Source organism: Streptomyces sp. NPDC048521 (assembly GCF_043199855.1).
Classification (GTDB): domain Bacteria; phylum Actinomycetota; class Actinomycetes; order Streptomycetales; family Streptomycetaceae; genus Streptomyces.
Genome location: NZ_JBICWR010000024.1, coordinates 1 through 23,298, shown reverse-complemented (window position 1 = coordinate 23,298; position 23,298 = coordinate 1). Strand labels below are relative to the sequence as shown.

Here is a 23,298-nt window from a genome sequence, read left to right as displayed (position 1 = left end):
CGGAAGGTGTGAACCCCTACGGGTGGCCGGCGGCCTGGAGCAGGCCGTCACCGGTTACCGCGGCTGGGGGACCATGAGCAGGCGGCGGGGATGGAGCGTGGTCTCCGGCGCTGTGCGCACATGGTTGTGGGGCTCGGCGCCCAGCTTCCATTCCTGCGTCACCACATCGAGGATGACTTCGAGTTCCTGCCAGGCGAAGGGCTCGCCTATGCACCCCTTCGACCCGATCCCGAAGGGGATGTAGGAGGCGTCGACCTTGCTGGGATGAGTGGAGAGCCACCGGTCGGGGTCGAACCGGTGCGGACGCGGATAGCGCTCGGGGTCCCGGTGCAGCAGGTACGAACTGAATACCACGTTCGTACCCGCGGGGAGCGAGTAGTCGCCGAGCATGACATCGGAAAGGGTCTTGCGGCACGAGATCCACACCGGCGGATAGAGTCGCAGGATCTCCATCAGGAACCGGAGGGTGTAGCCGGGCGCATCATGGTCGTGTACGGCGCTTCCGTTCCGTTTCTGCGCCAGGTCCTTGAGGAGCCTCTCCTCGACCATGGGCTCCTTGGAGAGCACGTGCAGAGCCCATGACATGACGGAAGCGGTGGTGACCGTGGCCGCGGTCAGCATCATGACCGCCTCTTCACACACCTCGTCCGCCGTCAGGACTCGGTTGCCCTTCTCGTCGGAATCCGTCAGGAGCGCCGAGAGGTAGCCGGCCGTGGCTTCGGGAGAGTCCAGGAGATCGGCGATGCATGCGGCGAGCAGGTCGCGGAACTCCTTGCGCGCCTGGGACAGCCGCTTGGACGCGCCCGGTCGCGCCGCTCGGGCTGCTGATTTTCCGTACAGCGGCTTCCTGATCATTTCCCAGGCCAACCGGGAAAGACGCTCGCTCAGGGCTTCCGTCGTCTCGGACGGCAGCCCGGTGATGAGCGTCTCGACCGCGATCGCACAGGAGATCCGGCACATCTCGGTCTGGATGTCCACAGCGTTGCCGGCGCGCCATGAGGACACGACACCACGGACGATGTCACGCATGGCGGGAACGTATTCATCGACCTTGGTCGACCGCAGGTAGGGGTTGGCCAGACGCCGGTAGTGCCGGTGCATGGCTTCGTCTTCCGAGAGCATGCCCACCCGGCTGAGGTTCCTGGCCTTCCGGAAGAGTTCACCCTTTCCGTAGTGCTTGCTCTCGCTCACCAGTATCCTGCGCACCAGGACCGGATCCTTGACGAATACGGCGTCGACGCCGTCCACTGTCAGGCTGCGGACCGGATGTCCGCGAAGGAGGCTCTCCATTCGGCTGAACTGGAACGCCGGACTGTCGTGTTCGTGACTCGTCATTTGCGCTCACCTCTCGTACACAATTCTGTGTGCATTCCGAGCTGAATCTGAACTGTGGTACGTCGGCGGCCCGCCGAACCGCTTCACTGCGTGAGCAGCTGAAAACAGAGAATCCCGCCACAGGCGGGATTCTCTGAAGGTGCGTGAACCGTTTCCGCGGTTATGCGGATTCCTTGTCGCGGGCGGCGATGTAAGCGGTGTTCAACCGGCTGACGGAGCGCCAGCGGTAGTACGACTGCAGCTTGTAGTATTCCTCGCCGGTGGACGTGACGGCGGCGTAGACCATCTTGGGGTCGTCGACACCGTACGGAACACTCTTCACGAAGTGCTCGACCTTGGTGCCGAGCCGGGCGAAGAACGCCATCGGATCCTGGGTCTTCACGCCGTAGGAGATCCGCTCGATCTTCGGCGAATCCCAGTTCAGGGTGGTGTAGAGGCCGAACGACTTCTCACAGAAGTTGAACATCTGCTCGCTCGGTTCGGGCAGACCGATGTCCCGGTGCATCGCCAGGACGGTCTCCCTCTCGAAGCATTCCGCGGGCGCCGCGAAGTAGACGTTCATGGTTCGGCTGCCGTAGTCGATCCCGATCACGTCCACCTTCTCGGCCAGGCCGTAGCGGGTGAAGAAGTCGGCGTTCTCGGCCAGGCTCCGCGGCATGGACGGGAATCCGGTGAGCTTGGCCAGGGTCTCGTGCTCTCCGCCCGGGAAGTACACCCAGATCTTCTTGAACCCGGCGATGACTCCGAAGTCGACGCCGTAACTGTCGACGGCGCAGTGCTTCTGGATGTCCGAGAGCAGGGCGCCGACGGGGTGGTCCGTCGGCGCGATCAGGCCCTTCGACAGGGCGACGCCGTACGGATCGACTTCCTTGGGAAGGGTGAAGCGGGCGTCGAACTCCCCCTCGTGGCGTGCGTTGGTGGCCACCCGGAAAGCGATCACGGCCTGCGGAAGCGCGTCCTCGAACGCGGTCAGGACGGGCCAGACCTTGTCACGCGAGGCGTTGACGTCCAGCAGGCCGGCTGACTTCTCGATGGCTGAGTAGACACTCGCCACATCGACTGTTCCCGACATCATTGCTCCAAAGAGTCCATCTGGGTGCCTGTGTGCATTGCGTAGGTCGGGCTCGTGAGCCGTGCGGCTCCAACGGCCCTGACGGGAAAGGTGGCGTGGGCGGACGCCCAGCGGAAATGCCGAACTCGTCGGCGGCCTCGGCGATTTCACCTGCCCGTCGCGATCAGGGTGCGCGAGCTCCGAGCGACTTTTGGGCAGGGGAGGCGTGCTCAAATCGTGACACGATCGGCACCTCATAAGCAAGGGCGCTCGAAAGATCCGCGGTTCAAGAATCAGCAGGCATGGAGGACCTTGTTGCTCGGCGAACTCAGCACGTTCCGGTGGATTTCCAGGGCCGCCGTGGACTTGTTGAGCGTGATGTAGTGCAGGCCGGGGGCGCCTTCGGTGAGGAGGCGTTCGGCCATGGCGGTGGCGTACTCGACGCCGACGCGGTGGCCGTCCTCCGGGTTGTTCCGGGCCGCGTACAGGCGACCGGCGAGCTCTTCGGGAAATGCCGCGTCGCAGAGTTCGGCGAAGCGGGCGATCTGCCGGTGGTCGGTGGCCGGCATGATCTCCGGGATGATCGGGACGTCACAGCCCGCGGCGGCGACCCGGTCGCGCAGCCGCAGGTAGTCCTCCACGTGGAAGAACATCTGCGTGATGGCGTAGTCGGCGCCGGCCTTGCACTTGGCGATGAAGTGCCGGATGTCGGAGTCCCAGTCCGCTGAACGCGGGTGCTTCTCGGGGAACGCCGCCACCCCGATCCTGAAGTCGCCCAGCGAGCGGACCAGTTCGACCAGTTCGTACGCGTACCGGAAGCCCCGTGGGTGTGCCGTCCAGGCGCCCTTCGGGTCTCCCGGCGGGTCGCCGCGCAGCGCCAGCACGTCGCGGATGCCCGCGTCCGCGTACTGGCCGATGATGTGGCGCAGTTCGGCCACCGAGTGGCCGACCGCGGTCAGATGGGCGACGGGGCGCAGGGTCGTCTCGGCGGCGATGCGCCGGGTGACGGCCACCGTCCGGTCCCGCGAGGAGCCGCCGGCGCCGTAGGTGACGGACACGAAGTCCGGCCTGAGCGGCTCGATCCGGCGGATCGCCGCCCACAGCGTCTGCTCCCCCTTGGCCGTCTTCGGCGGGAAGAACTCGAAGGAGAACGTCGTCACGTACGGCCTCCCGCGGTGCTCTGGTGTGCTTCCGGGTGGTGGCGGACGGCGGCGCCGGTGGACGGCTCGGGGTGCAGCCGGCCCGCCTCGTGGTGATCCCTGCTCACGACCCACCTGCCAGGCAGGGCTCGATGGTGCGGGCCGCGTCGTCGCCGTACGTCTGCCCGATGCGGGCGACCAGGTCGGCGGCGAGCAGCTTGTACTCCTGGGTGCCGACCGATTCCAGGACGGTGGTGGCCAGCGCGCAGCCGAGCCGGGCGGCCTGCTCCGCCGGCAACTCCCGGGCCAGCCCGGCGAGGAAACCGGCGCGGAAGGCGTCACCGGCACCTGTCGGGTCGGCGATGCGGTCCGTGGGTACGGCAGGGACGTGCAGCCGCGGCGTGTCGGAGCGGGTCAGCGACACGCCCTCCGCGCCCAGCGTGGTGATCCAGGTGCCCACCCGGCCCAGGAGGTCCTGCTCGCTCCAGCCGGTGCGTTCGAGCAGGAGGGCAGCCTCGTACTCGTTGGTGAACAGCCACGTTGCCCCGTCCACCAGGTGGCGGGCCTGCTCACGGTCGAGGCGGGCCAGTTGCTGCGAGGGATCGGCCGCGACAGGGATGCCGAGGCGGTGGGCGGTGACGGTGTGCCGCAGCATGGCCGCGGGGTCGTCGGCGCCGACCAGGACGAGCGCGAGCCGGCCGGTGCGTTCGGCGATCTCGGCCAGGTCGATGCGGGGGGCCTCGGCCATGGCGCCGGCGTAGAAGGTGGCGATCTGGTTCTGGTCCTGGTCGGTGGTGCAGACGAAACGCGCGGTGTGCAGGGTCTCGCTGACCCGCACCGCGGAGGTGTCGACGCCGTTCGCCCGCAGCCAGGCGTCGTACTCGGCGAAGTCCCGACCCGCCGCGCCGATGAGGACCGGGTCGAGTCCCAACCGGCCGAGGCCGAAGGCGATGTTGGCGGCGACGCCACCGCGGTGCACGTCGAGCCGGTCGGCGAGGAACGACAGGGACACCCGCTCCAGCTGGTCCTTGATCAGCTGCTCGGCGAAGCGCCCGGGAAAGACCATCAGATGGTCGGTCGCTATCGATCCGGTCACGGCGATACGCACAGCACGTTCTCCTTGGTTCTCGGGTCGGGACGATCCGGGCCGGGGTCGACGGAGGGAACGACCGGGCTTGCGGGGAAAACAGCGGGGAGCGGTGGGACGGGGGGCCACCGCTCCCCGCCGGCCGGTGCGCCGGGGACTGTGCCGGCGACGGCGCGCCGTCAGCTCGCCGCGGCCGCCTTGCGCAGGGCGTCGGCGCGGTCGGTGCGCTCCCAGGTGAAGTCGGGCAGCTCACGGCCGAAGTGACCGTAGGCGGCGGTCTGGGAGTAGATCGGGCGCAGCAGGTCCAGGTCGCGGATGATCGCGGCCGGCCGCAGGTCGAACACCGAGGTGATGGCTTCCTCGATCTTCTCGACGGCGACGGTGTTGGTGCCGAACGTCTCGACGAACAGACCCACCGGCTCGGCCTTGCCGATCGCGTACGCCACCTGCACCTCGCAGCGCTCGGCGAGACCGGCCGCGACGACGTTCTTGGCGACCCAGCGCATGGCGTAGGCGGCCGAGCGGTCCACCTTGGACGGGTCCTTGCCGGAGAAGGCGCCGCCGCCGTGGCGGGCCATGCCGCCGTAGGTGTCGATGATGATCTTGCGGCCGGTCAGGCCGGCGTCGCCCATCGGGCCGCCGATCTCGAAGCGGCCGGTCGGGTTCACCAGCAGGCGGTAGTCGTCGGTCTCGAGCTTGATGCCGTCATCGGCGAGCTGCCTCAGGACGGGCTCGACGACGTGCCGGCGGATGTCGGGGGTGAGCAGCCCGTCCAGGTCGATGTCGCTCGCGTGCTGCGAGGAGACCACGACCGTGTCCAGGCGGACCGGGCGGTTGCCCAGGTACTCGATGGTGACCTGGGTCTTGCCGTCCGGACGCAGGTAGGGGACGGTGCCGTCCTTGCGGACCTCGGTCAGCCGGCGAGAGAGCCGGTGGGCCAGCTCGATGGGCAGCGGCATCAGGGCGGGCGTCTCGTTGGTCGCGTACCCGAACATCAGGCCCTGGTCGCCCGCGCCCTGCCGGTCCAGTTCGTCGACGTCGCCCTCTGCGTCGGCACGCTCGACCCGGGACTCGTAGGCGGTGTCGACGCCCTGCGCGATGTCCGGGGACTGCGCGCCGATGGAGACGGAGACACCGCAGGAGGCGCCGTCGAAGCCCTTGGCGGAGGAGTCGTAGCCGATGTCGAGGATCTTCTCCCGCACCAGGGTGGCGATGTCGGCGTAGGCGGCGGTGGTCACCTCGCCCGCGATGTGCACCTGACCGGTGGTGATCAGGGTTTCCACGGCGACGCGCGAGGCGGGGTCCTGACGCAGCAGCCCGTCCAGAATCGTGTCGCTGATCTGGTCGGCGATCTTGTCGGGGTGCCCCTCGGTCACGGATTCCGAGGTGAACAGGCGACGGGACATGGCACTCCAAGGCATAAGTGGGTGGTCACAGGTCGACGCACGTAGATGCAGCGGCGGTCAGGGTCCCCGGCGGGGCGCCCGGACGCCGGTCCGGGCGCCCCGGGGGCTGGGAGGGGGACGGTCCCGGCCGGTCACGCGACCTTGGTCGCGGACAGGATGGCCTGGACCGGGATGACGTCCGGCGGGATCTCGGAGGCGTCCTTGGTGATCGCCTTCGTCACCTTGAACCCGCACTCCTCCAGCCAGCTCTGGTACGTCGACAGCTTCTGCGGGCCGCCCTGGCCCATGGCGCAGCCGATGAAGAAGGCCGGGAAGAAGTCGACGTTGTAGTTGTCGGTGTCCGTGATGTCCTCCGGGTACACCGGCACCATGATGTTGACCTGACCGCCGACCTCCAGGGACTCGTTGACGCCCTTGAGGATCCTGACCACGTCGTCCTTGTCGAACATGTCCAGGAAGTGTTTGATCAGCACGATGTCGAAGCCCTTGGGGACTCCGTCGAAGACGTCGCCGCCGATGAACGAGCAGTGCTCCGCCACCCCGTGCGCCTTGAAGTTCTCCAGGGCCTCGTTCTCCTTCTCCGGCAGGTCGAAGGTGGTGACCCGAAGCCCGGGAGAGGCCTTGTGCCGGTAGGTGTGGATGGCCCCGAGACCGGTGTTGCCCGCGAGGTCGAGCACCTGGGCGCCGGCGGGGATGTCGACGTTGGCGAAGAACCAGGGGTCGATGTGGGCGGTGACCGTGTTCATCAGGTTCGCCCAGGCGTCCCGCAGGTCACGGTGCTCCGCCACCGCGCCGTACAGGGTGCCCTCGGACACCCCGTACAGCTCCTTCAGGCCGACGAGAGTGCCGGTCCGGGTGCTGTCGGTGAGGTAGAACAGCTGCCGCAGCGCCACCACCTTGATCATGTTCATGTAGGCGAGCGCGCGCTTCAGATCGCTCTCGGCGACACCGGCGAGGGCGTCGAGGGTGTAGCCACCGGACGCCTCGTCGTACGCGACGAAGCCCTCCTTGACCAGCAGGAGAAGCAGCTGCTCCACGGCGTCCGCCTTGGCGCCGACCGCCTTGCCCAGCTCGGCCGCGGTCAGCCCCGGGGTCTGACGGAGCGTGTCGACGAGGCCGAGTTCGAAGCTGGACAGCAGAGTCATGAACCGCGAGGGGCCCACCATGTACTCACGGAATCGTGCGAGCGTGGCTTCCGATGTCATTGGACTCGTCTCTTTCGAGTAGATGGGTTCCACCGCCGTGGCGGTCGGCTGGTCATGGGTCACGCCCGGTCCTCGAGCTGGTCCTTGAGCCGGTCGGCCAGTGCCAGGCGCTGCACCTTGAGGGTGCCGGTGCGCGGCAGTTCGGCCTCAGGGATCTGGACCGGGTCGGCCAGCTGGGGGAAGCCGGCGACGGCCGAGCGCCAGCGGTCCAGGTCCAGCGGCTGGTCGCCGTGGGTGCAGATCACCGGTACGGCCTCGGAGTTGGCGCCGTGGACGACGACCAGCTCGCTCAGCTCCGGCAGCTTGCTCAGGACGAGGTCCTCGATCTCCAGGGAGCTGCGGACCCCGGGGATCATGTCGACCTCGCGGTCGAGCATGTGCAGGCAGCCGAACCTGGTGAAGTAGCCGACGTCCCCGGTTCCCCACCAGTCGCCGTTCCGGTTGCTGTCGTAGCGTTCCTGCTCGGCGAAGTACGTCTTGGCCAGACCGGGCCAGGACACCTCGATGCGGCCGGGGTTCTGCTCGGTCGGCCGCTTGCCGTCGCGGCTGACGACGCGGACCTTCGCCGAGCCCACGGGCATCTGCCAGCCGACGCAGCGGCCGTTGGTCTTGTGGGCGGAGTTGCGGAAGTAGGCGCGGCCGACGGCGGGCCCGACCTCGCTCTGCCCGTAGATCTGGAAGAACAGCGCTCCCCGCCGCTCGGACGACTTCAGCAGCCGGCTCATCGTCCCGGGGTGGATCGCGTCGAAGGTGCTGCTGAAGTACTTCACCGAGGCGAAGGGCCTGCGCGGGTCGTCGGCCAGGCCCTCCCACGCCATCAGCGAATTGGGCAGCGCCTCGACGAGCCCGGGCCGGTTCTCGAGGAACAGCTCGGCGACCGTGTCGGGGTCCGACTCGTTCATGAGCAGCACCGGCATCTCCTTCAGGAGGGCCAGGGCCATCGCCGCGACGTTCCGGGAGTGCACGAAGGGGATGTGGATCGCGACGTTCTCCCGCTTGCGCATGAGGGAGAGCAGCCGCCACTGCGGCTTGAGCCGGATGCCCTGGGTGCGGGGCGTGTGCACGACCAGCTTGGGCAGCCCGGTGGTGCCGGAGGTGTGGGTGATCACGGCGGCCTCGTCGATGGGCCGCACCACCGGCTTGACCCGGGGCGACCCGGCGAGGGTGCCGAGCGATACGGTCCGCGGCCGCTCACCGGACACGATGATCACGCGCCGGGTCAGTTCGGCCAGTTCCAGCTCGGCCAGCGCATCGAGCTTGTGTTCGTCGGTGAGCAGGTTGGGCCGGTCGACCCGCTCGAGCAGGGCGCCGACGGTCGCCGCGTCCAGGCTGGGCGAGAGCATCACCGGCACTGCGCCGATCCGGGACGCGGCACAGGCCAGCACCCACACATCGGCGTTCGCCTTCTTGTGGAGCACGATGTGCTCGTCGGGCCGCACACCGGCCGCCCAGAGGCGAGCCGCAAGGTCGTCGACCAGTTCGGCGAGCCGGGAGACCGTCAGGTGCCGGCCTTCCTCGGGAAGAACGTCCAGATCGTGATCGAGGGTGATCGGCGTCGCCCCATTGACGGCCGCGGCCATCGCCGGCAGCAGGCCGATGTGAAGACCGCGCTTCTGTATCGATTGATAGGCCACGGAGCCCTTCATCGGGCTGTCTCCTTTACGGTGATCGATGGACATGCGGGCTGTCACCGGCTCGGTGCGGGTGCCGGGGGACGCATAGGGCGCGCGCCGAGGACGCGTCGGCCTTGCGGAGCGATGGGTCGGCGGACCGCGTCCGGGGCGGTCGGCCCGTCCAGGAGCAGAGCTGCTCGGAGCGCCGCACCGCACAACTGCGCCGAAGTCCGCGACGGCGCCGGCTCGTCGGAAGCAGTGGGGACCTCGGCGGAGGAAGTGCGTGAGGGCTGCGCCGGTCCTCAGCCGCACCGCACCCGCGGCCGCCGACAGCGGCTGACGTGGTGTGATGCCGATGGCCGTGGACAGGACCAGGCCGTTCCGAGAGCGCGGTTGGTGAGGGTTCTCCTGGGAGGCGGCCGCACGTGCCTCACGCGCGGGAGCAGGTGTGCCCGGCCGCGCGGGGCCTTGTCAGGTGCCGGATACGGACGGGCGCGGGACCTCGTCGAAACGGCCGCAGCGGCGGCCCCGGGCACGGATGCCAGGGACCGCCGCTGCGACGGTGGCTTCGGTCTGCGCCGTGACGTCGTCCGAAGCGGCGTCACCCGCAGATCGTCAAGAGGAGGCGGCGCGGCCTGCCTTCAGCGCCGCCGCGGTCTCCGCGACGCGCCGGGCCTGGTAACCGATCGCCTGCAGAACCTCGTCGCTCGGCGTGCCCGCCCCGGTGGAGGTGCCGTAGGGGGTGCCCGTCTGGAACTGGATCGGGTCGGTGTAGCCGGGCGGGACGATGATGCCGCCCCAGTGGTAGAAGGTGTTGCTCAGCGCCAGGATCGTCGACTCCCGGCCGCCGTGGGCGGTGTTGGAGGCGGTGAACGCCGAGTACACCTTGTCCGCGAGCTTGCCCTGGAACCACAGGGGACCGGTGGTGTCGATGAACGCCCTGAGCTGACTGGCCGGATTGCCGTAACGGGTCGGAGTGCCGAACAGCACCGCGTCGGCCCAGGCCAGATCGTCGTGGACGACCTCCTCGACGTCCGCGCTCTCCTGCACGTGCTGCGCCCACGCCGGGTTGGCGTTGATCGCCTCCGGCGGGGCCGTCTCGGCGACCTTGCGCAGCCGCACGGTGGCGCCGGCCTTCTCCGCCCCCTCGGCGGCGGCCTTGGCCAGCGCGTGGATGGTGCCGGTGGAGCTGTAGTAGATGATCGCTACGTTCACGGATTCCACGATCGGTTTCCTTCTCTCGCTTGCTACCTGACGTGTCTAACGAGCGATGACCAAGGTGGCGGGCGGCGCCGAATGAAAGGAGACATCCTTGAAGCCGGCCTTGCCGAGCCAGTCGTGGTACTCGGACCGCCGCCAGGTGCCGCCCTGCTTGCTCTTGAGCAGCATTTCCGCGGCGAAGATCAATGGGAAAGCCGGACCACTGCGATCGTCGTCGACGACGTAGTCGCAGACCACCAGGGCACCGCCGGGCTTCAGGGCGTCCCGGAGCCGGGCGAAGACCGCCACGTTGCCGTCCGGCCCCTCCTGGTGGGCGATGTGGGAGTACAACGCGACGTCGTACTTCGCGGTGCCGAAGTCGGTGGTGTGGAAGTCACCGTCGATCGTGGTGAACCGGTCGGCCACGCCGCGCTCCGCCAGCAGCCGGCGGGCGATCACGTTGATCGGCTCCCAGTCGAGCTGGGTCGAGCGGGCGGCCGGGTTGGCCTCGAGCCAGATGGCCGAGTAGATGCCCGAACCACCGCCGACGTCGAGGATCGAGATCTCACCGGCCTCGGCCAGTCCCAGCACCTCGGCGGCGGTCGTGGCGGCGGGAACCGACTGCGCGGCGATGGCCGGAACGATCTCCTCCCAGTGCGGGTTGTCGGCCACCTCGGTCGTCGGGTCCTTCACCGGTCCCCCGGCGCGGACCACGTCCGGCAGTGCGGCCAGACCGCCCATGTGCTTCAGCTTCAGCGTGGCGAAGCTGCTCAGGCAGGTGGGCTTGCCCTCGACCAGGTAGGCGGACGCCTCGGGCGTGTTGCGGTACCGGCCCTCGTGCAACTCGACGAGGCCCACGCTGACGAGGCCGTCGAGGAGGGTCTGCGCGCCCCGCTCGGCGATCTCGGCGCGATCGGCCAGCTTCGCGGCCGTGTCCGCCCCGTCTTCGAGGTGGGTGAAGAGCGAGTGGGCGGCCGCCGCGCCGACGACCCCGGTGGCCCAGTAACCGTTGATCAGCCGCAGTACGCCGTCCGGTGCCGGCTGGTTGTCCGTCATGCTGCCCCTCCTAGGCTGCGAGTGGGCACCGAGTGGGTCCGGATCGCGCTGCGCAGGGCATGCACGACCCGTTCGACCTGGTTGGTGCTGAGTTCCGCGTGCATGGGTATGGCGAGCTGGCGCTGGAAGAGGTCCGCCGAGACCGGGCACGTGTGCTTCGACTCGAACACGGGCTGAACATGGGTCGCGAACGTGCCGTGTCCGCAGCCGATGCCCTTGGCGCGCAGCTCGGTGGCGACGGCCGCGCGGTCCACGCTCGGGTCCAGCGTCACCATGTACGTCTGCCAGGCGTGGGTACGGTCCTCCGGCACGTACGGCACCGTCAGCAGTTCCTCGTCGGCGAGCAGTTCGCCGTACTGCCGGGCGACGGCGTCGCGGCGCGCCAGCAGTTCGTCGATCCGGCCCAGCTGCACCCGCAGGATCGCGGCGGCGATGTCGGACAGCTTGTAGTTGTAGCCGATCTCGGTGAACTCCGGGATGGGCAGGCCGACGACCTTCCCCATGTCGAAGATGCTGCCGATGCCGAAGGAGGCGCGCAGCCGCGCGTCCGCGCCGATCCTCGGGTCGGCGGCGAGCAGCGCACCGCCCTCACCGCTGCTGGCTCCCTTGCGCCCGTGGAAGGACAGGACGCCCACCTCGGCGAGCGCGCCCGCCTCGCGCCCCTGGTACTTCGCGCCGACGGCGCAGGCGGCGTCCTCGACGAGGAACAGGCCGTGGCGGTCGGCGATCGCCTGCAGTTCGACATAGTCGGCGGGGATGCCGACCGTGTCCACCGCGATCACACCGACGGTGCGCGGGGTGATCAGGTCGGCCACCGCCTGCGGGTCGATGGTGCCGGTGTCGGCACGCACGTCGGCGCAGACCGGGACGGCGTCGAGGTAGCGCACGGCATGGGCGGGCGCCGGGAACCCGTAGTCGGCGACGATCACCTCGTCGCCCGGCTTCACCCCGAGCGCGAGCAGGGACACATGGAGCGCGGCGCCCGCATTGCACAGCGCGACGGCGTCACCGACCCCGTACCTCTGGACCAGCTGGGCCTCCAGGGCCTTGCCCTTCGGGCCCTGCCCGGCCGGCCAGCCGGAGGCGAACACCTCCGCGACGGCTGCCAGTTCCTGCTCCCCCAGGCTGGCGTGGACCAGGGGAATCGGTTCCATCGCGGTCACCTCTCGCTCCGCTTCGCGTGCGTTTCCTGGCTGGGAATCCGGGTGCTCGACGGCGGCTGGAAGCGCAGCGGTGTGATCTGGCTGACGTCGTACCGCTGACGCATCGCCTCCACGGCATCGGGGTCCACCGCGGTACCGCGCGACCAGATCTCGGCGATCTCCTCGAAATAGGCCTCGTGCTCGGGCGAGGGATAGCTCTGGAAGAGCATCTTCACCGGCTTGTCCGTGGCGTTCCGGAACGCGTGCGGGGTGCCGGGGGGTACGAACATGCAGCTGCCCTCACCGGCGCGGACGACGCGGTCGCCCTTGGGCGACTCCCAGTGGTGCCAGGTGTCCGCCGTGCGCTCGGTCGGTTCGAAGCACAGCAGGTCCAGCTCGCCCTCCAGGACGTAGAAGAACTCCTGGGAGTGGTTGTGGACGTGCGCCCCGACGTCGAATCCGGGCGGGACGACCACCTCGAAGATCGATATGGAGGATCCCATCTCCTTCGTGGCCTTGAAGGTCACCTCCTGCGCCGGGGTGACCAGCTTTCGCCCGACACCGGCCGGGATGATGAGGTCGGTCATATGCTCCGCTTCCTTTGTGCGCGCGTGGGTTCAGGCGAAGGTCTGCGGGACGCCGTCGGCCGCCCAGGTGCCGAGCGCCATCTCGGCGGTGATGCCTGGACCGAAGCCCGCGATCAGACCGGTCGCACCGGGCGCCGGGGTGTCCTCCTCGAACAGCCTGCGGGCGGCCTCGAGCACGACGGCGCTGGCGATGTTGCCGTAATCGCTCAGGGTCGACCAGCTGTGGCGGAACACGTCGCGGTCGACTTCGAGGTACTTGGCGAGGTCGTCGAGGATGCGCGGACCGCCGGCGTGGATGATGTAGAAGTCGAGCTTGCCGGCGTCCCAGCTGTGGTCCTTGGCCAGCTCGCGCAGGACCGGGGCGAGCGGCTCCATCGTGCCGGGCACGCGGCGGTCCAGCTGGAAGTGGAAGCCGGTGTCCTTGACGGCGTAGGAGATCCAGTCCTCGGTGTCCGGGATGAGGTAGGAGGCGTTGCGCTCCAGGTCGATGCCGACGCCGCCTTCGCCTCGTACCACGGCGGCGGCGACCGCGTCCCCGAACAGGCCGTCGGACAGCAACGAGCCGATGTCGTCCGCGTCGGGCTGGTAGCACAGCGAGCACAGTTCGCAGGAGACGATCAGGACGTTGCTGCCGGGGTGGGCCATGCAGAAGTCGTGGGCCCGGTTGATCGCCGCTCCGCCCGCCGCGCAGCCCAGCTGGGCGATGGGTATCTGCCGGGTGTCGGAGCGGAAGCCCAGCTTGTTGATCAGCCATGCGGTCAGCGACGGCATCAGGAACCCGGTGCACGACACGTAGATGATCGCGTCGATGTCACGGGCCCTCAGCTCGGCGTTGGCCAGTGCCTGCTCGATGACCTGGGGCGTGCGCTTCTTCGACTCGAGCTCGTAGACGCGGTTGCGCTCCTGGAAGCCCGGGTGGTGGAGCGTCTTCTCGATGGGCTGGACGATGTGCCGCTTCTTGACGCCCGTGTTCCGGATCAGGCGAAGCGCCAGAGCAAGCTGCGGCTTGCCGGCATGTGCTCTTTCGGCGAATTCCAGAGTCTCTTCCACAGTGATGATGTGTTCAGGCGCATTCATCGCCGGCTTGCATAGCCTCGGCATATCTGGCATCCACTTCTTTGGAGTCTCGACAGCAAGGGCAGTGGGGCGTTGAGCTGATGGCAGGTCGCCTTCGCCCGCCATCCCTCGGTGTGGTTGTTGACGAGGTTCTTCACGGTGGCCTGACATGCCCGCCGATGAGCCCGGCGGGCAGGCACAACTGCCGGTCGAACCGATGCCATGTCGTGGCGGCCGGTCAGACGGGAAACGTCGACGGCGAGTTGTGCCTGTCTTTTGCGGGAAGGGACTTCAGCTGCTCGGAAAATGCAGCCGGCTGCCGTGGATCACAGAGGCTCGGTCTCGCCTGTGGGGACCGGCGGAGAGAAGTCAATCCACTGCCTTGCGGCTGTTTTTGGGCAGGGAAGGTGTGCGGAAATCGTGACACGGGTGGAGCCCCCGCGCCAAGCACATCATCGAGTGACCCAGGTCACACTGTAGGCGGACTCTCTCTCCGCGGCGCACGGTGGATCCCTTCGGCGTGACTCCGGGCCAAGCGCGTTCACGTACCCGTGCGAGGCGCGCGAACGCGCATGCCGGAGGGGCCCTGTGGGGGTAGTGACCTCCCCTCTCACATCTGAGTGAGGGAGGACAGGTGCGGCCCGCGCCCCGGCGGCGGCACAGCGCTGCCATGCCCGGCATCGGGTCGGGGCAGTGGACCGCTCAGGGCGGGGTGGAGCGCAGGTCGACAGCCGGTCGACGGCGGACGGCCCACGGTTCGAAGGCGGCTCGTGGGCGCATGGACGGCGGCTCGCGTCCGCCTCGGACGGAGGGGCGCCGAGCCCGCGGGCGCGCCCCGGACCCGTCAGTACCCCGTGTCGGGCCGTGCCGGGGCGGCGCGGGGCGGTTCGTCCGCGCCGAATCGGCCCAGCACCTCGGTGACCGGTTCGGAGCCGTCGAGGGTGGGCAGGTGGAGCAGCAGCCGGACGCACTGGTCGACCAGCAGACGCGCGTCGGCGTCGGAGACGCGGGCCCTGTCGTGGACTGCGGCCAGGGTCCGCGAGCCGTCGGCGCCGCCCCGGACGAGCAGGGCGACCGGCAGGGCGGGGTACGCGCCGTCGACGTGCTGTGGCCCGAAGTGAATGCCGTTGACGGCCAATTGGGCTCGCAGGTCGGCGGGCCAGCACGGGGTGGGCTCCACGGAGACCAGGCTCTGCGGCACCGGGGTCGGGCGGCCGGTCCACTCCTGGATCTGCCCCTGGGAGACCCATTCGTAGACCGCCATGTCCAGCACCCGGTCCCGCAGGACATCCAGCAGCCGGCTGATCGACCAGGCCGGGTCGACCAGGACGGTCACCGGCAGGCAGGCGCGCAGCGGGCCCACCAGCCGCTCGGCGCAGTCCAGGGCGATACCCCGCCCGGACACGGTGATGCCGAAGCTCACCGGGACGGGGCCGGTCGCGTTCGCCGCGCGGTACAGGAGCAGCGCCCACGCGGCGTGCACCACGCTGGAGTCCGGCAGGCCCCGCGTGGCCGCCCACCGGTGCAGTCGGTCCGCCTCGGTGGCGGTCAGCCGGGCCACGGCCCGGCCGCGTCCGTGCTGCCGGGTTCGGGGGCCGGGCAGCAGGGGCAGGACGGCGGGGGCGCCGCCGGGCAGGGCCCGGCTGAAGAAGTCCTGTGCCGGGACGGTGTCCTGACGTTCCAGCCAGCACACCCAGTCACGGATGTCCGGCCGGCGTTCGCCGCCGGGCAGCACACCGCCCGCGAGGTAGGCACGGCTGAACTCGTTCAGCAGGACGGACACGCTGCGGGCGTCCAGCAGCCCGTTGTGGAAGGTGAGCAGGACCCGGGTGCTGTGCGGTGCCTCGGTGTCGACGAGGGTGACGCGCAGCGGACCGGGGCGGCTGACGTCGAAGCCGTGCAGCCGGTCCCGGTCCAGCAGCTCGTCCCAGTCGACGGTGCCCGCGGGATGCCGTGTCACCCGGTTGCGGGCGTGCGGATGGAAGACGATGTGCGGACTCGGCTTCCGCTCGAAGGCCGCTCGCAGGATCGCTTCCCTGTCCGTGACGGACTGCCAGGCGGCGGCGAACCTCTCCGTGTCCAGCGGTCCGTACCAGCGCCACCAGACCTGCTCCACATGCCGGCCCGTGCACCGGTTCACGGCGGAATCGAGCAACGCCTCGTAGCGCCGGCCGGTCACGGGCACGGACAGCCGTGACGCGTCGGCGGGCACCGCTGCACGGCGATCGGTACGGATCCGTACACGGCGCCACCGGCTCGACCTCGCCATGTCTCGTCCTCCTCGCCGTCGCTGTCTCATCCCGGACAGGACCGCAGGCCACAGGGATGCCGGGACGCGGCACACCGGGCGATACCGTGCCGGAGCCCGCTGTCAAGGGCCTGACGGCGTGTTCACACGGCTCGAGATCCGCTCGCGACGACCTGGGCGACGGCCGGGGCCGCCCGCCGAAGGCATCGGCCGGGCGACGGCTCCGGTGCCGGGGAGCCGTGGCCGCCGTCCCGGCGAGCCGCCGGCCGTCACAGCACCCGTACCGCACCCGCGGCGTGCCGAATCGCCTGGCGCAGCACGAGGTGGTCCTGACGGCTCAGTTCCTCGCGCACGTGCCGGCGCGCGTCCGCCAAGGTCGCGTTCTCGCCCAGGACGTCGGCGATGGCCTCCTCCCGCAGCAGCACATGGTGCCGGGCGGTGAGGTTGACGCCCGACTCGTCGGGCTCGACCGACCACTCGCCGGTGTGCGCGGACAGCAGGGCGGAGGTGACGGTCTCCTTGTGGACGAGCCGACCGGCGCCGGGAAAGCAGATGCGGACCGACTCGGTGTGGTGCGCGCCGCCGTCGCCGGCGAGACCGTCCACCCGCATGACCTGGACGCCCGGCTTGCTCTCCGCCAGCCGCACGCTGCGCACGTGCGGCAGGCCGGCGGTCCAGTCCTCGGCCCGGTAGAGGAAGTCGAAGGCCGCGTCGGCGGAGCCCTCGAAACGCACGGTGTCCTCGAGGACCAGCTCGAGTTCGTCCAGCCGGGGCCAGCGCTCGGCGACCCAGACCAGCTGGTCGAGCTGCGCCTGGCCGTTGGCGCGGGTGACCCGCTCCGTCCAGGCCACCTCGGCGGGCGCGTCCCCGGGCACGGTGAACTGGTACTCCAGCACCACCTGGCAGCGGTCGCCCAGCGGGCGTACCGCCCACATGCCGTTCATCGACGCGACCGGAGCGTCCGTGAGGTCCTGGCGGAACGTCACGCAACGGCGTCCGACGTCCAGGTCACGGGTGGACACCCAGGAGGAGACCTGTCCCTCCGTCATGGCCCAGGTCCGCAGGCGCTCATGGGCGCCGTCGAAGCCGAGCCGCTCCACGTGCACACAGGGCCGGAAGAACAGCGGCCACTGGGTGGCATCGGCGATCAGCCCGTACAGCACTCCGGCCGGGGCCGATGTGGTCACCTCCGAGACCACGCGGTGCACTCGCGCAACCGACAATCTCCAGCCCCCCTTGTGATACCGCGGCTGCCTGCGCCGCGCCGACGTCCCGCACATCGGCGCGTGCCGACCGGTGTCCTCGTACGGCACGGCCCAGGGTCGGCCGACATCTGCCGTGGGTGCGGACAGCCGATCCGGCGAGGCTTCGCTGATGGTCGACCAATACTGCCCGAACCAACTCGAGTGCGACATGGGCCGCACTCGAGACACGCTCGACACCGACGCGACCGTCGGCCCCGCGTCCTGTGCGGGCGGCCGGGTCCATGGCCCTCGACCACGGCCCTGACGCCGGGAACCGCGCTACAGGGCCGACGCCTCCCGCGGCGTGAGCCGGTCGAGGCGGCTGAGCAGATCCTGCTGTTCCCGGGCGAGCCGCTCGACATGGCGGCGCAGCCAGGCGATCTCGTCCCGCAGCAGCCGGACGTCGGTCTCGTCGGTCCGCGTGACCCCCGACGGTCCGCCCGGCACACCGGAGGGGTCGGTCTCCGGCCGCCGCGTCTCGAGCCCCGCCGGTCCGGCGAGCTCCGCGTCGAAGTCCCGTTGGTGCAGGATCGACTGCATCCGGCAGCGCAGCGCGGGCCCCGGTTCGACGCCCAGGTCGTGTACGAGCCTGCGGCGGGCCCGTTCGTACGTCAGGAGGGCCTCCGCCTGCCGGCCGCCTCGGTACAGAGCGGTCATCAGCAGCTCGTAGAACCGCTCCCGGAGCGGATGGGCGATCGTCAGCTCCTCCAGCTCGCCGGTGATCTCACGCGCGGAGCCCGCACGCAGGCTCGCGTCGTACAGGGCCTCCAGGGCGACGAGTCTGCCCTCCTCCAGCAGGGCCGCCTCCGCCGAGCAGATGGCGCCCCGGCCGCTGCCCTCCAGCGCCGCACCCCGCCACAGTCCGAGTGCCTCACGCAACACGCCGGCCGAGCGGGCGGGGTCGGTGATGAGCAGCGCCCGGCCCTCCGCTACCAGGCGCGTGAAGCGGCGTGCGTCGACGTCGGCGTCGAGGTCACCCGGGCGCAGCTGGTATCCGGTGGGCTGGGTCACCAGCCACTCGCGGTGCCGTTCGCCCGAGCCGGGCGCGGGCACCGGCACCAGCCGGCGCAGCCGGCCGACATGGGCCTGCAGGGCGTTGGCCGCGTTCGCCGGCGGGTCCTCGCCCCACAGCTCGTCGACGAGACGGCCGGCGGGCACGACCTGGCCGGCCTTCGCCACGAGAGCGCCGAGCAGGGCGCGCTGCTTGGCGCCCACGGGCACGATCCGCAGACCGGTGCGGGCATCGCAGATCTGCACGGGACCCAGAATCCGAAATTCCATGCCGTCCTCGCACGGGAATATACAAAGAGTTCTCGGCACGGTAGTCGGCACGCTTACACAGCGCAGGATTCACCAGCGGTTCACGGGTCCGCGTGGATTGCTTCTCCAGAGGACGTCAAGTGCGTTCGGCGGCCGGCTCCGGGAAGCCCACCCGCACCGGGCGCCGGTGATAACGGCCCAGCAGGGCGAGCAGGTTCCGGCCCGGCAGGTCCGGCAAGAAGTCACCCCCGCCCGTCGGGCCCAGACGGGCGAGCAGTCCCATGATGAGGGGGTCCCCGTCGCGATAGGCGGTTGAACGCTTCGTTTCCGTCGCCATGGCCGGAAAGGTAGCAGCACACGCCCGGCCGGAACAGATGTCCGAGCACGCATCACCAGCGCGCCGAGGCCTCGTCAGCGAGACGTCAGCGGTCCGTCAGCGCTGGTCGTGGGAGGCCGCTAGAGAACGGCTCGACACCGCCTCGCACGCATCTCGACGGAAGCTGCAGCCTCTCTCGCAACTGACCCGCGAAAAGCGCCGGAGAATCACTGTGGAAGCCACCATCTGAAGCCTCGTCAACGCGGCGACCGACGACACCGAAAACGGTACGGAGGAAGAATGAACATAAAAGTTCTGGGTGCGCTGAACGCGGAAGTGAACGGAATCTCGATCGTCCCGACCGCGGGTAAGCCCCGCCAGATCCTGGCGCTGCTCGCCCTCAATCCGGGCCGGGTAGTGCCGGTGCCCACCCTCATGGAGGAGATCTGGGCCACCGAGCTGCCGCAGAGTTCGCTGACGACGCTCCAGACGTACATCCTCCAACTGCGCCGCCTGCTGGGCACCGCCATGGGCCCGGACGTACCGGGCTCGGCCAAGGACGTGCTCGCCACTCGCTACGGCGGCTATCTGCTGCAGATTCCCGCCCAGGCGGTCGACGTCAACCGCTACGAGCGTCTGGTCACCGAGGGCCGGCAGGCGTTCGAGGACGGCGAGGACGCCGCCGCGGCCTCCCTGCTGCGCGAGGCACTTGACCTGTGGGAGGGGCCGGCGCTGGTCGACGTCCGGCTCGGGCCGGTGCTGGAGGTGGAGGTGATGCGGCTGGAACAGAGCCGTCTGGTCGCCCGGGAGCGCCGTATCGACGCCGAGCTCCGGCTGGGCCGGCATGTCGAGCTCATTCCGGAGCTGACCGACCTGATCGCCCGTCATCCGCAGCACGAGGGGCTGCACTCGCAGGCGATGGTGGCCCTGTACCGCTCGGGTCGGCAGGCCGCGGCGCTCGACGTCTACCGCCGGCTGCGTCAGCGCCTCATCGATGAACTCGGTGTGGAGCCCTCCCCGCAGCTCCAGCGCATGCACCAGGCGATGCTCTCGGTGGACCCGCGCCTGGACGTCGTCGCGAGCCCGCGCCGTACGTCCACGTTCGATCTGTACGCCGCCTGATGCCGACAGCGCGCGGCGAGGTCCGGCCCCTCGCCCGCAGGACGGCCGGTCCGTCCCTCGCCGTCACAGCACCACCGCATCCCCTTGCGGACCTCCGTGCCGACACACGGCGACCGGGCTGCGCGCGGCGGGGGCGCGCCGCCCGCCGGCCGTGCCGGCCCGTCGTCCGGGTCGCGGCCGAAGGGTGAGGTCGAGCCCAGGGAGAGCGGTGGGGAGCGTCGGGCACGGGCGCCCGTGCGGATCGCGCCGCGAGCGGCGTCCGGCCCCGATCGCCCGCCCGGCCCCGCCCACCCGGGCACTGCCGGGCCCACACGGAACACACCGAGGCACGCTCAGCCACGGAACGAGAGACGCACACCGACGCGCGATACCGGGCCCACCCCGGCGACGCCAACGCCCGCTCAGCCACGGAGCGAGGGACGCACACCGACGCACGGCGCCCGGCCCACCCCGACCACCCCAACGCCCGCTCAGCCACGAAACGAGCGACGCACACCGACGCACGATGCCGAGCCCAGCACACCACGCCCACGCCCGCTCAGCCACGGAGCGAGAGGCGTGCGCCGGTGACTTCGGTGACGGCCGTGCGCTGGTCGTGGTGTCCGTAGCCGCCGGTCGGGCCGAAGCCGACCAGGAGGCGAGCGCGTGGCCGGCACCGGCCGAGGGCAGCCGTTGCGAGTACCTCACTGACTGGGCGCGGTGCACACCCGCCGGAGCCTGAGCATCGACGGCAGCGGACGGGCGACGGTGTCCGGGGCCCTGGCGTCGAGACCCGGCCTCGCGGTCCGGTGGGGGTCTTCCGTTCTCGGGTGCCCGGCACCGCAGCCGACGATGGTGGCCGTCACCGGTGCCCCGGCACCCGGCCGGACGAGGGCATCCGGAACCCGTGGCCCGCCGGCACATGCCACTCCCCCGGCCCGCTCGGTCAAGGTGGGCCAGGGGAGGTGGGGTGTCAGACCGTGCGGGCGACCAGGCTGTGGCCCGCGACGTTCGGCGCCGTTGCCGCCGAGTTCTCGGGGCGGGCCATCAGGATCGAGCGCTGCAGCCGGCTGAGCGCGGCGGACGGCTCCAGGCCCAGCTCGGAGACGAGCGTGGTGCGCAGCCGCCGGTAGGCGTCGAGCGCCTCGCCGCGCCGGCCCGAGCGGTGCAGGGCCAGCATGAACTGCCCGTGCAGGCTTTCGTGCATCCGGTACTGGTTCACCAGCACCGTCAGCTCGGGCAGCAGCTCGCGGTGACGGCCCAGCCGCAGGTCCGCCTCGATGCGCTGGTCGAGCGCGCACAACCGCGCCTCCTCCAGCCGCCTGGCCTCCATGTCGATCCGGAGGCCGGCCTGGATGTCGGTGAGCGCGGGCCCGGTCCACAGCGAGAGCGCGTCGGCCAGCCGACGGGCCGCGCCGGTGTAGTCCTCGGCGTCCATGCTTCGGTAACCGGCGCCCGCGCCCCGCTCGAACTCCCGGAAGTCGACGCTCCCGCCCCGCGTCTCCAGGCGGTAGCCGCCGGGGACGGTGGCGAGGATGTCCTTGGCGGTGCACCGCTCGTTCGCCCCGTGGGCGAGCGCCTCGGCGATCAGCTCCCTGAGTTGCAGCACATAGGTCTGCAGAGTGGTGCGCGCGCTGCGCGGCGGCTTGCCTCCCCACAGCTCCTCCACCAGAGCGCTCACGGAGACCACCTGGTCGGCGTGCAGGGCGAGCAGGGCCAGGACCTGCCGCGGCTTGGGCGCCGTCGGTACGACCGACACCCCGTTCTCGCGCACTGATAGCGGGCCCAGCACATTGATGTCCACATTTCCCCCATGAGTTCAGGCTGGAGACCGGTACTCGGCCTGTGCGCTTCCGCCGCCGGGGCCCGGTGCTCCGCCTCGCAACTGGACCCCCCGATAAAAAAACAGCACAGTCGGTTTGTCAATCCAAGACGCCCCCAGCACTCCTGAAGCGGCGATTTTTGGTCAGCCGTATCAAACGAGCGTTCGCCCGTCTCCCGACCCGGCCAGGAGAAACCGCAGGGTGAGCCTCACATTCCGCTTCCGCAACGCGCGGAGCAGCGAAAACAAGACGCCAACGGAAGTCCGGATTGGGCGGGCTGAAAATGTGCAGTGGCCCCTCCCGCAGCGCGCCCCGGCGGGAGGGGCCACGACGACCCGTGGCCGGCGGCTGAACCCAGCCGCAAAGACGCCCTGAAGCCAGGGTAAGGAAAACCTGTCGGTCTGTTTGCTTCCGAGTGTCGGAACGGCTGTCCCGGTTTCTGGGCACGCCTTCCCGGTGCCGTCCGCCGGTCGCGACCTGCCCAGCAGCGCTCCGCTACTGCGGCGGGTTGCCGTGCTTTCGCGAGGGAACGTCGGCGTGCTTGCTGCGGAGCATCGCGAGGGAACGGATCAGCACCTCACGGGTCTCGCCGGGGTCGATCACATCGTCCACCAGGCCGCGTTCGGCCGCGTAGTAGGGGTGCATCAGCTCCGCCTTGTACTCCTTGACCATGCGCTCCCGCGTCGCGTCGGGGTCGTCGGCCTCGGCGATCTGCCGGCGGAAGATGACGTTCGCGGCGCCTTCCGCGCCCATCACGGCGATCTCGTTCGTCGGCCAGGCGTAGGTGAGGTCCGCGCCGATGGACTGCGAGTCCATGACGATGTAGGCACCTCCGTACGCCTTGCGCAGGATGACCGAGATGCGGGGCACGGTGGCGTTGCAGTAGGCGTACAGCAGCTTCGCGCCGTGCCGGATGATCCCGCCGTGCTCCTGGTCCACACCGGGGAGGAACCCGGGGACGTCCAGCAGCGTCACGATGGGGATGTTAAACGCGTCGCACATCTGGACGAACCGGGCGGCCTTCTCGCTCGCCTCGATGTCCAGGACACCGGCCAGGGTCTGCGGCTGGTTGGCGACGATGCCGACGACCTGGCCGTCCAGCCGGGCCAGCGCGCAGATGATGTTGCGCGCCCAGCGCTCGTGGACCTCCAGGTGCTCGCCGTCGTCGACGATCTCCTCGATGACCTTCGTCATGTCGTACGGCCGGTTGCCGTCCGCCGGCACGAGGTCCAGCAGTACGTCCGAACGTCGCGCCGGCGGATCCGTACTCGGTCCGTGGGGCGGATACTCGCGGTTGTTCTGCGGCAGCAGCGACAGCAGGTAGCGCACCTCCTCGATGCAGGTCTCCTCGTCGTCGTAGGCGAAGTGGCAGACACCGGAGGTCTCGGCGTGCACGTCGGCGCCGCCCAGGCCGTTCTGGGTGATCTCC

Annotated in this window: 19 protein-coding genes; 1 reads left to right on the top strand and 18 read right to left on the bottom strand. The window is 69.9% G+C overall.

The window, feature by feature from the left end:
* Positions 1 to 54 precede the first annotated feature (54 nt).
* The 16 genes from ACGFRF_RS36620 to ACGFRF_RS36545 all read right to left on the bottom strand — a co-directional run bounded on the left by ACGFRF_RS36620 (position 55) and on the right by ACGFRF_RS36545 (position 18,966).
* The gene (locus tag ACGFRF_RS36620) at positions 55 to 1,290 is read right to left on the bottom strand and encodes a cytochrome P450 (RefSeq protein ID WP_393747710.1); all 1,236 of its coding nucleotides are present in this window, start codon (positions 1,288 to 1,290) and stop codon (positions 55 to 57) included.
* Between the two features lie 205 nt (positions 1,291 to 1,495).
* Positions 1,496 to 2,407 (bottom strand): aromatic prenyltransferase, encoded by a 912-nt coding sequence (locus tag ACGFRF_RS36615; protein ID WP_393747588.1) that lies wholly within the window; start codon positions 2,405 to 2,407, stop codon positions 1,496 to 1,498.
* Positions 2,408 to 2,679: 272 nt separating this feature from the next.
* Positions 2,680 to 3,546: a methylenetetrahydrofolate reductase [NAD(P)H] gene (gene metF / locus ACGFRF_RS36610; RefSeq protein ID WP_393747586.1), complete on the bottom strand. Its 867-nt coding sequence runs from the start codon at positions 3,544 to 3,546 to the stop codon at positions 2,680 to 2,682.
* Between the two features lie 103 nt (positions 3,547 to 3,649).
* A complete protein-coding gene (locus ACGFRF_RS36605; protein WP_393747584.1) occupies positions 3,650 to 4,633 on the bottom strand; it encodes a carbohydrate kinase family protein in 984 nt (327 codons plus the stop codon).
* 158 nt (positions 4,634 to 4,791) lie between these two features.
* Positions 4,792 to 6,018: a methionine adenosyltransferase gene (gene metK, locus ACGFRF_RS36600; protein ID WP_393747582.1), complete on the bottom strand. Its 1,227-nt coding sequence runs from the start codon at positions 6,016 to 6,018 to the stop codon at positions 4,792 to 4,794.
* Positions 6,019 to 6,149: 131 nt separating this feature from the next.
* Positions 6,150 to 7,223: a methyltransferase gene (locus ACGFRF_RS36595; RefSeq protein WP_393747580.1), complete on the bottom strand. Its 1,074-nt coding sequence runs from the start codon at positions 7,221 to 7,223 to the stop codon at positions 6,150 to 6,152.
* Between the two features lie 59 nt (positions 7,224 to 7,282).
* Positions 7,283 to 8,869, bottom strand: a complete 1,587-nt coding sequence (locus ACGFRF_RS36590) for a class I adenylate-forming enzyme family protein (RefSeq protein ID WP_393747578.1) — start codon at positions 8,867 to 8,869, stop codon at positions 7,283 to 7,285.
* Positions 8,870 to 9,451: 582 nt separating this feature from the next.
* Entirely contained in the window at positions 9,452 to 10,063 is a 612-nt protein-coding gene (gene wrbA, locus ACGFRF_RS36585; RefSeq protein ID WP_393747708.1) for an NAD(P)H:quinone oxidoreductase, read from the bottom strand.
* A 33-nt stretch (positions 10,064 to 10,096) separates the two neighbouring features.
* The gene (locus ACGFRF_RS36580) at positions 10,097 to 11,092 is read right to left on the bottom strand and encodes a class I SAM-dependent methyltransferase (RefSeq protein ID WP_393747576.1); all 996 of its coding nucleotides are present in this window, start codon (positions 11,090 to 11,092) and stop codon (positions 10,097 to 10,099) included.
* Positions 11,089 to 12,246 carry a DegT/DnrJ/EryC1/StrS family aminotransferase gene (locus tag ACGFRF_RS36575; protein WP_393747574.1) on the bottom strand — a complete coding sequence of 386 codons (1,158 nt, stop codon included), beginning with the start codon at positions 12,244 to 12,246 and terminating at the stop codon, positions 11,089 to 11,091. The genes ACGFRF_RS36580 and ACGFRF_RS36575 overlap by 4 nt, the downstream gene beginning before the upstream one ends.
* 5 nt (positions 12,247 to 12,251) lie before the next feature.
* Entirely contained in the window at positions 12,252 to 12,821 is a 570-nt protein-coding gene (locus ACGFRF_RS36570) for a cupin domain-containing protein (RefSeq protein ID WP_393747572.1), read from the bottom strand.
* 30 nt (positions 12,822 to 12,851) lie between these two features.
* Positions 12,852 to 13,922: a type III polyketide synthase gene (locus tag ACGFRF_RS36565; protein ID WP_393747570.1), complete on the bottom strand. Its 1,071-nt coding sequence runs from the start codon at positions 13,920 to 13,922 to the stop codon at positions 12,852 to 12,854.
* Between the two features lie 799 nt (positions 13,923 to 14,721).
* A complete protein-coding gene (locus ACGFRF_RS36560) occupies positions 14,722 to 16,146 on the bottom strand; it encodes a condensation domain-containing protein (protein WP_393747568.1) in 1,425 nt (474 codons plus the stop codon).
* A 248-nt stretch (positions 16,147 to 16,394) separates the two neighbouring features.
* The gene (locus ACGFRF_RS36555) at positions 16,395 to 17,405 is read right to left on the bottom strand and encodes an SRPBCC family protein (RefSeq protein ID WP_393747706.1); all 1,011 of its coding nucleotides are present in this window, start codon (positions 17,403 to 17,405) and stop codon (positions 16,395 to 16,397) included.
* Positions 17,406 to 17,648: 243 nt separating this feature from the next.
* Positions 17,649 to 18,650, bottom strand: coding sequence for a BTAD domain-containing putative transcriptional regulator (locus ACGFRF_RS36550; RefSeq protein WP_393747567.1), 1,002 nt, complete (start codon positions 18,648 to 18,650; stop codon positions 17,649 to 17,651).
* 115 nt (positions 18,651 to 18,765) lie between these two features.
* A complete protein-coding gene (locus tag ACGFRF_RS36545) occupies positions 18,766 to 18,966 on the bottom strand; it encodes a hypothetical protein (RefSeq protein ID WP_393747565.1) in 201 nt (66 codons plus the stop codon).
* A gap of 279 nt (positions 18,967 to 19,245) precedes the next feature.
* Here ACGFRF_RS36545 and ACGFRF_RS36540 point away from each other — a divergent pair, with 279 nt between their 5' ends.
* Entirely contained in the window at positions 19,246 to 20,067 is an 822-nt protein-coding gene (locus tag ACGFRF_RS36540; protein WP_393747563.1) for a BTAD domain-containing putative transcriptional regulator, read from the top strand.
* 952 nt (positions 20,068 to 21,019) lie between these two features.
* Here ACGFRF_RS36540 and ACGFRF_RS36535 read toward each other — a convergent pair.
* Both ACGFRF_RS36535 and ACGFRF_RS36530 read right to left on the bottom strand, forming a co-directional pair.
* The gene (locus ACGFRF_RS36535) at positions 21,020 to 21,850 is read right to left on the bottom strand and encodes a BTAD domain-containing putative transcriptional regulator (RefSeq protein WP_393747561.1); all 831 of its coding nucleotides are present in this window, start codon (positions 21,848 to 21,850) and stop codon (positions 21,020 to 21,022) included.
* Positions 21,851 to 22,364: 514 nt separating this feature from the next.
* Positions 22,365 to 23,298, bottom strand: a 934-nt coding sequence (locus tag ACGFRF_RS36530) for an acyl-CoA carboxylase subunit beta (RefSeq protein WP_393747559.1), incomplete at its 5' end; no start/stop codon positions are given.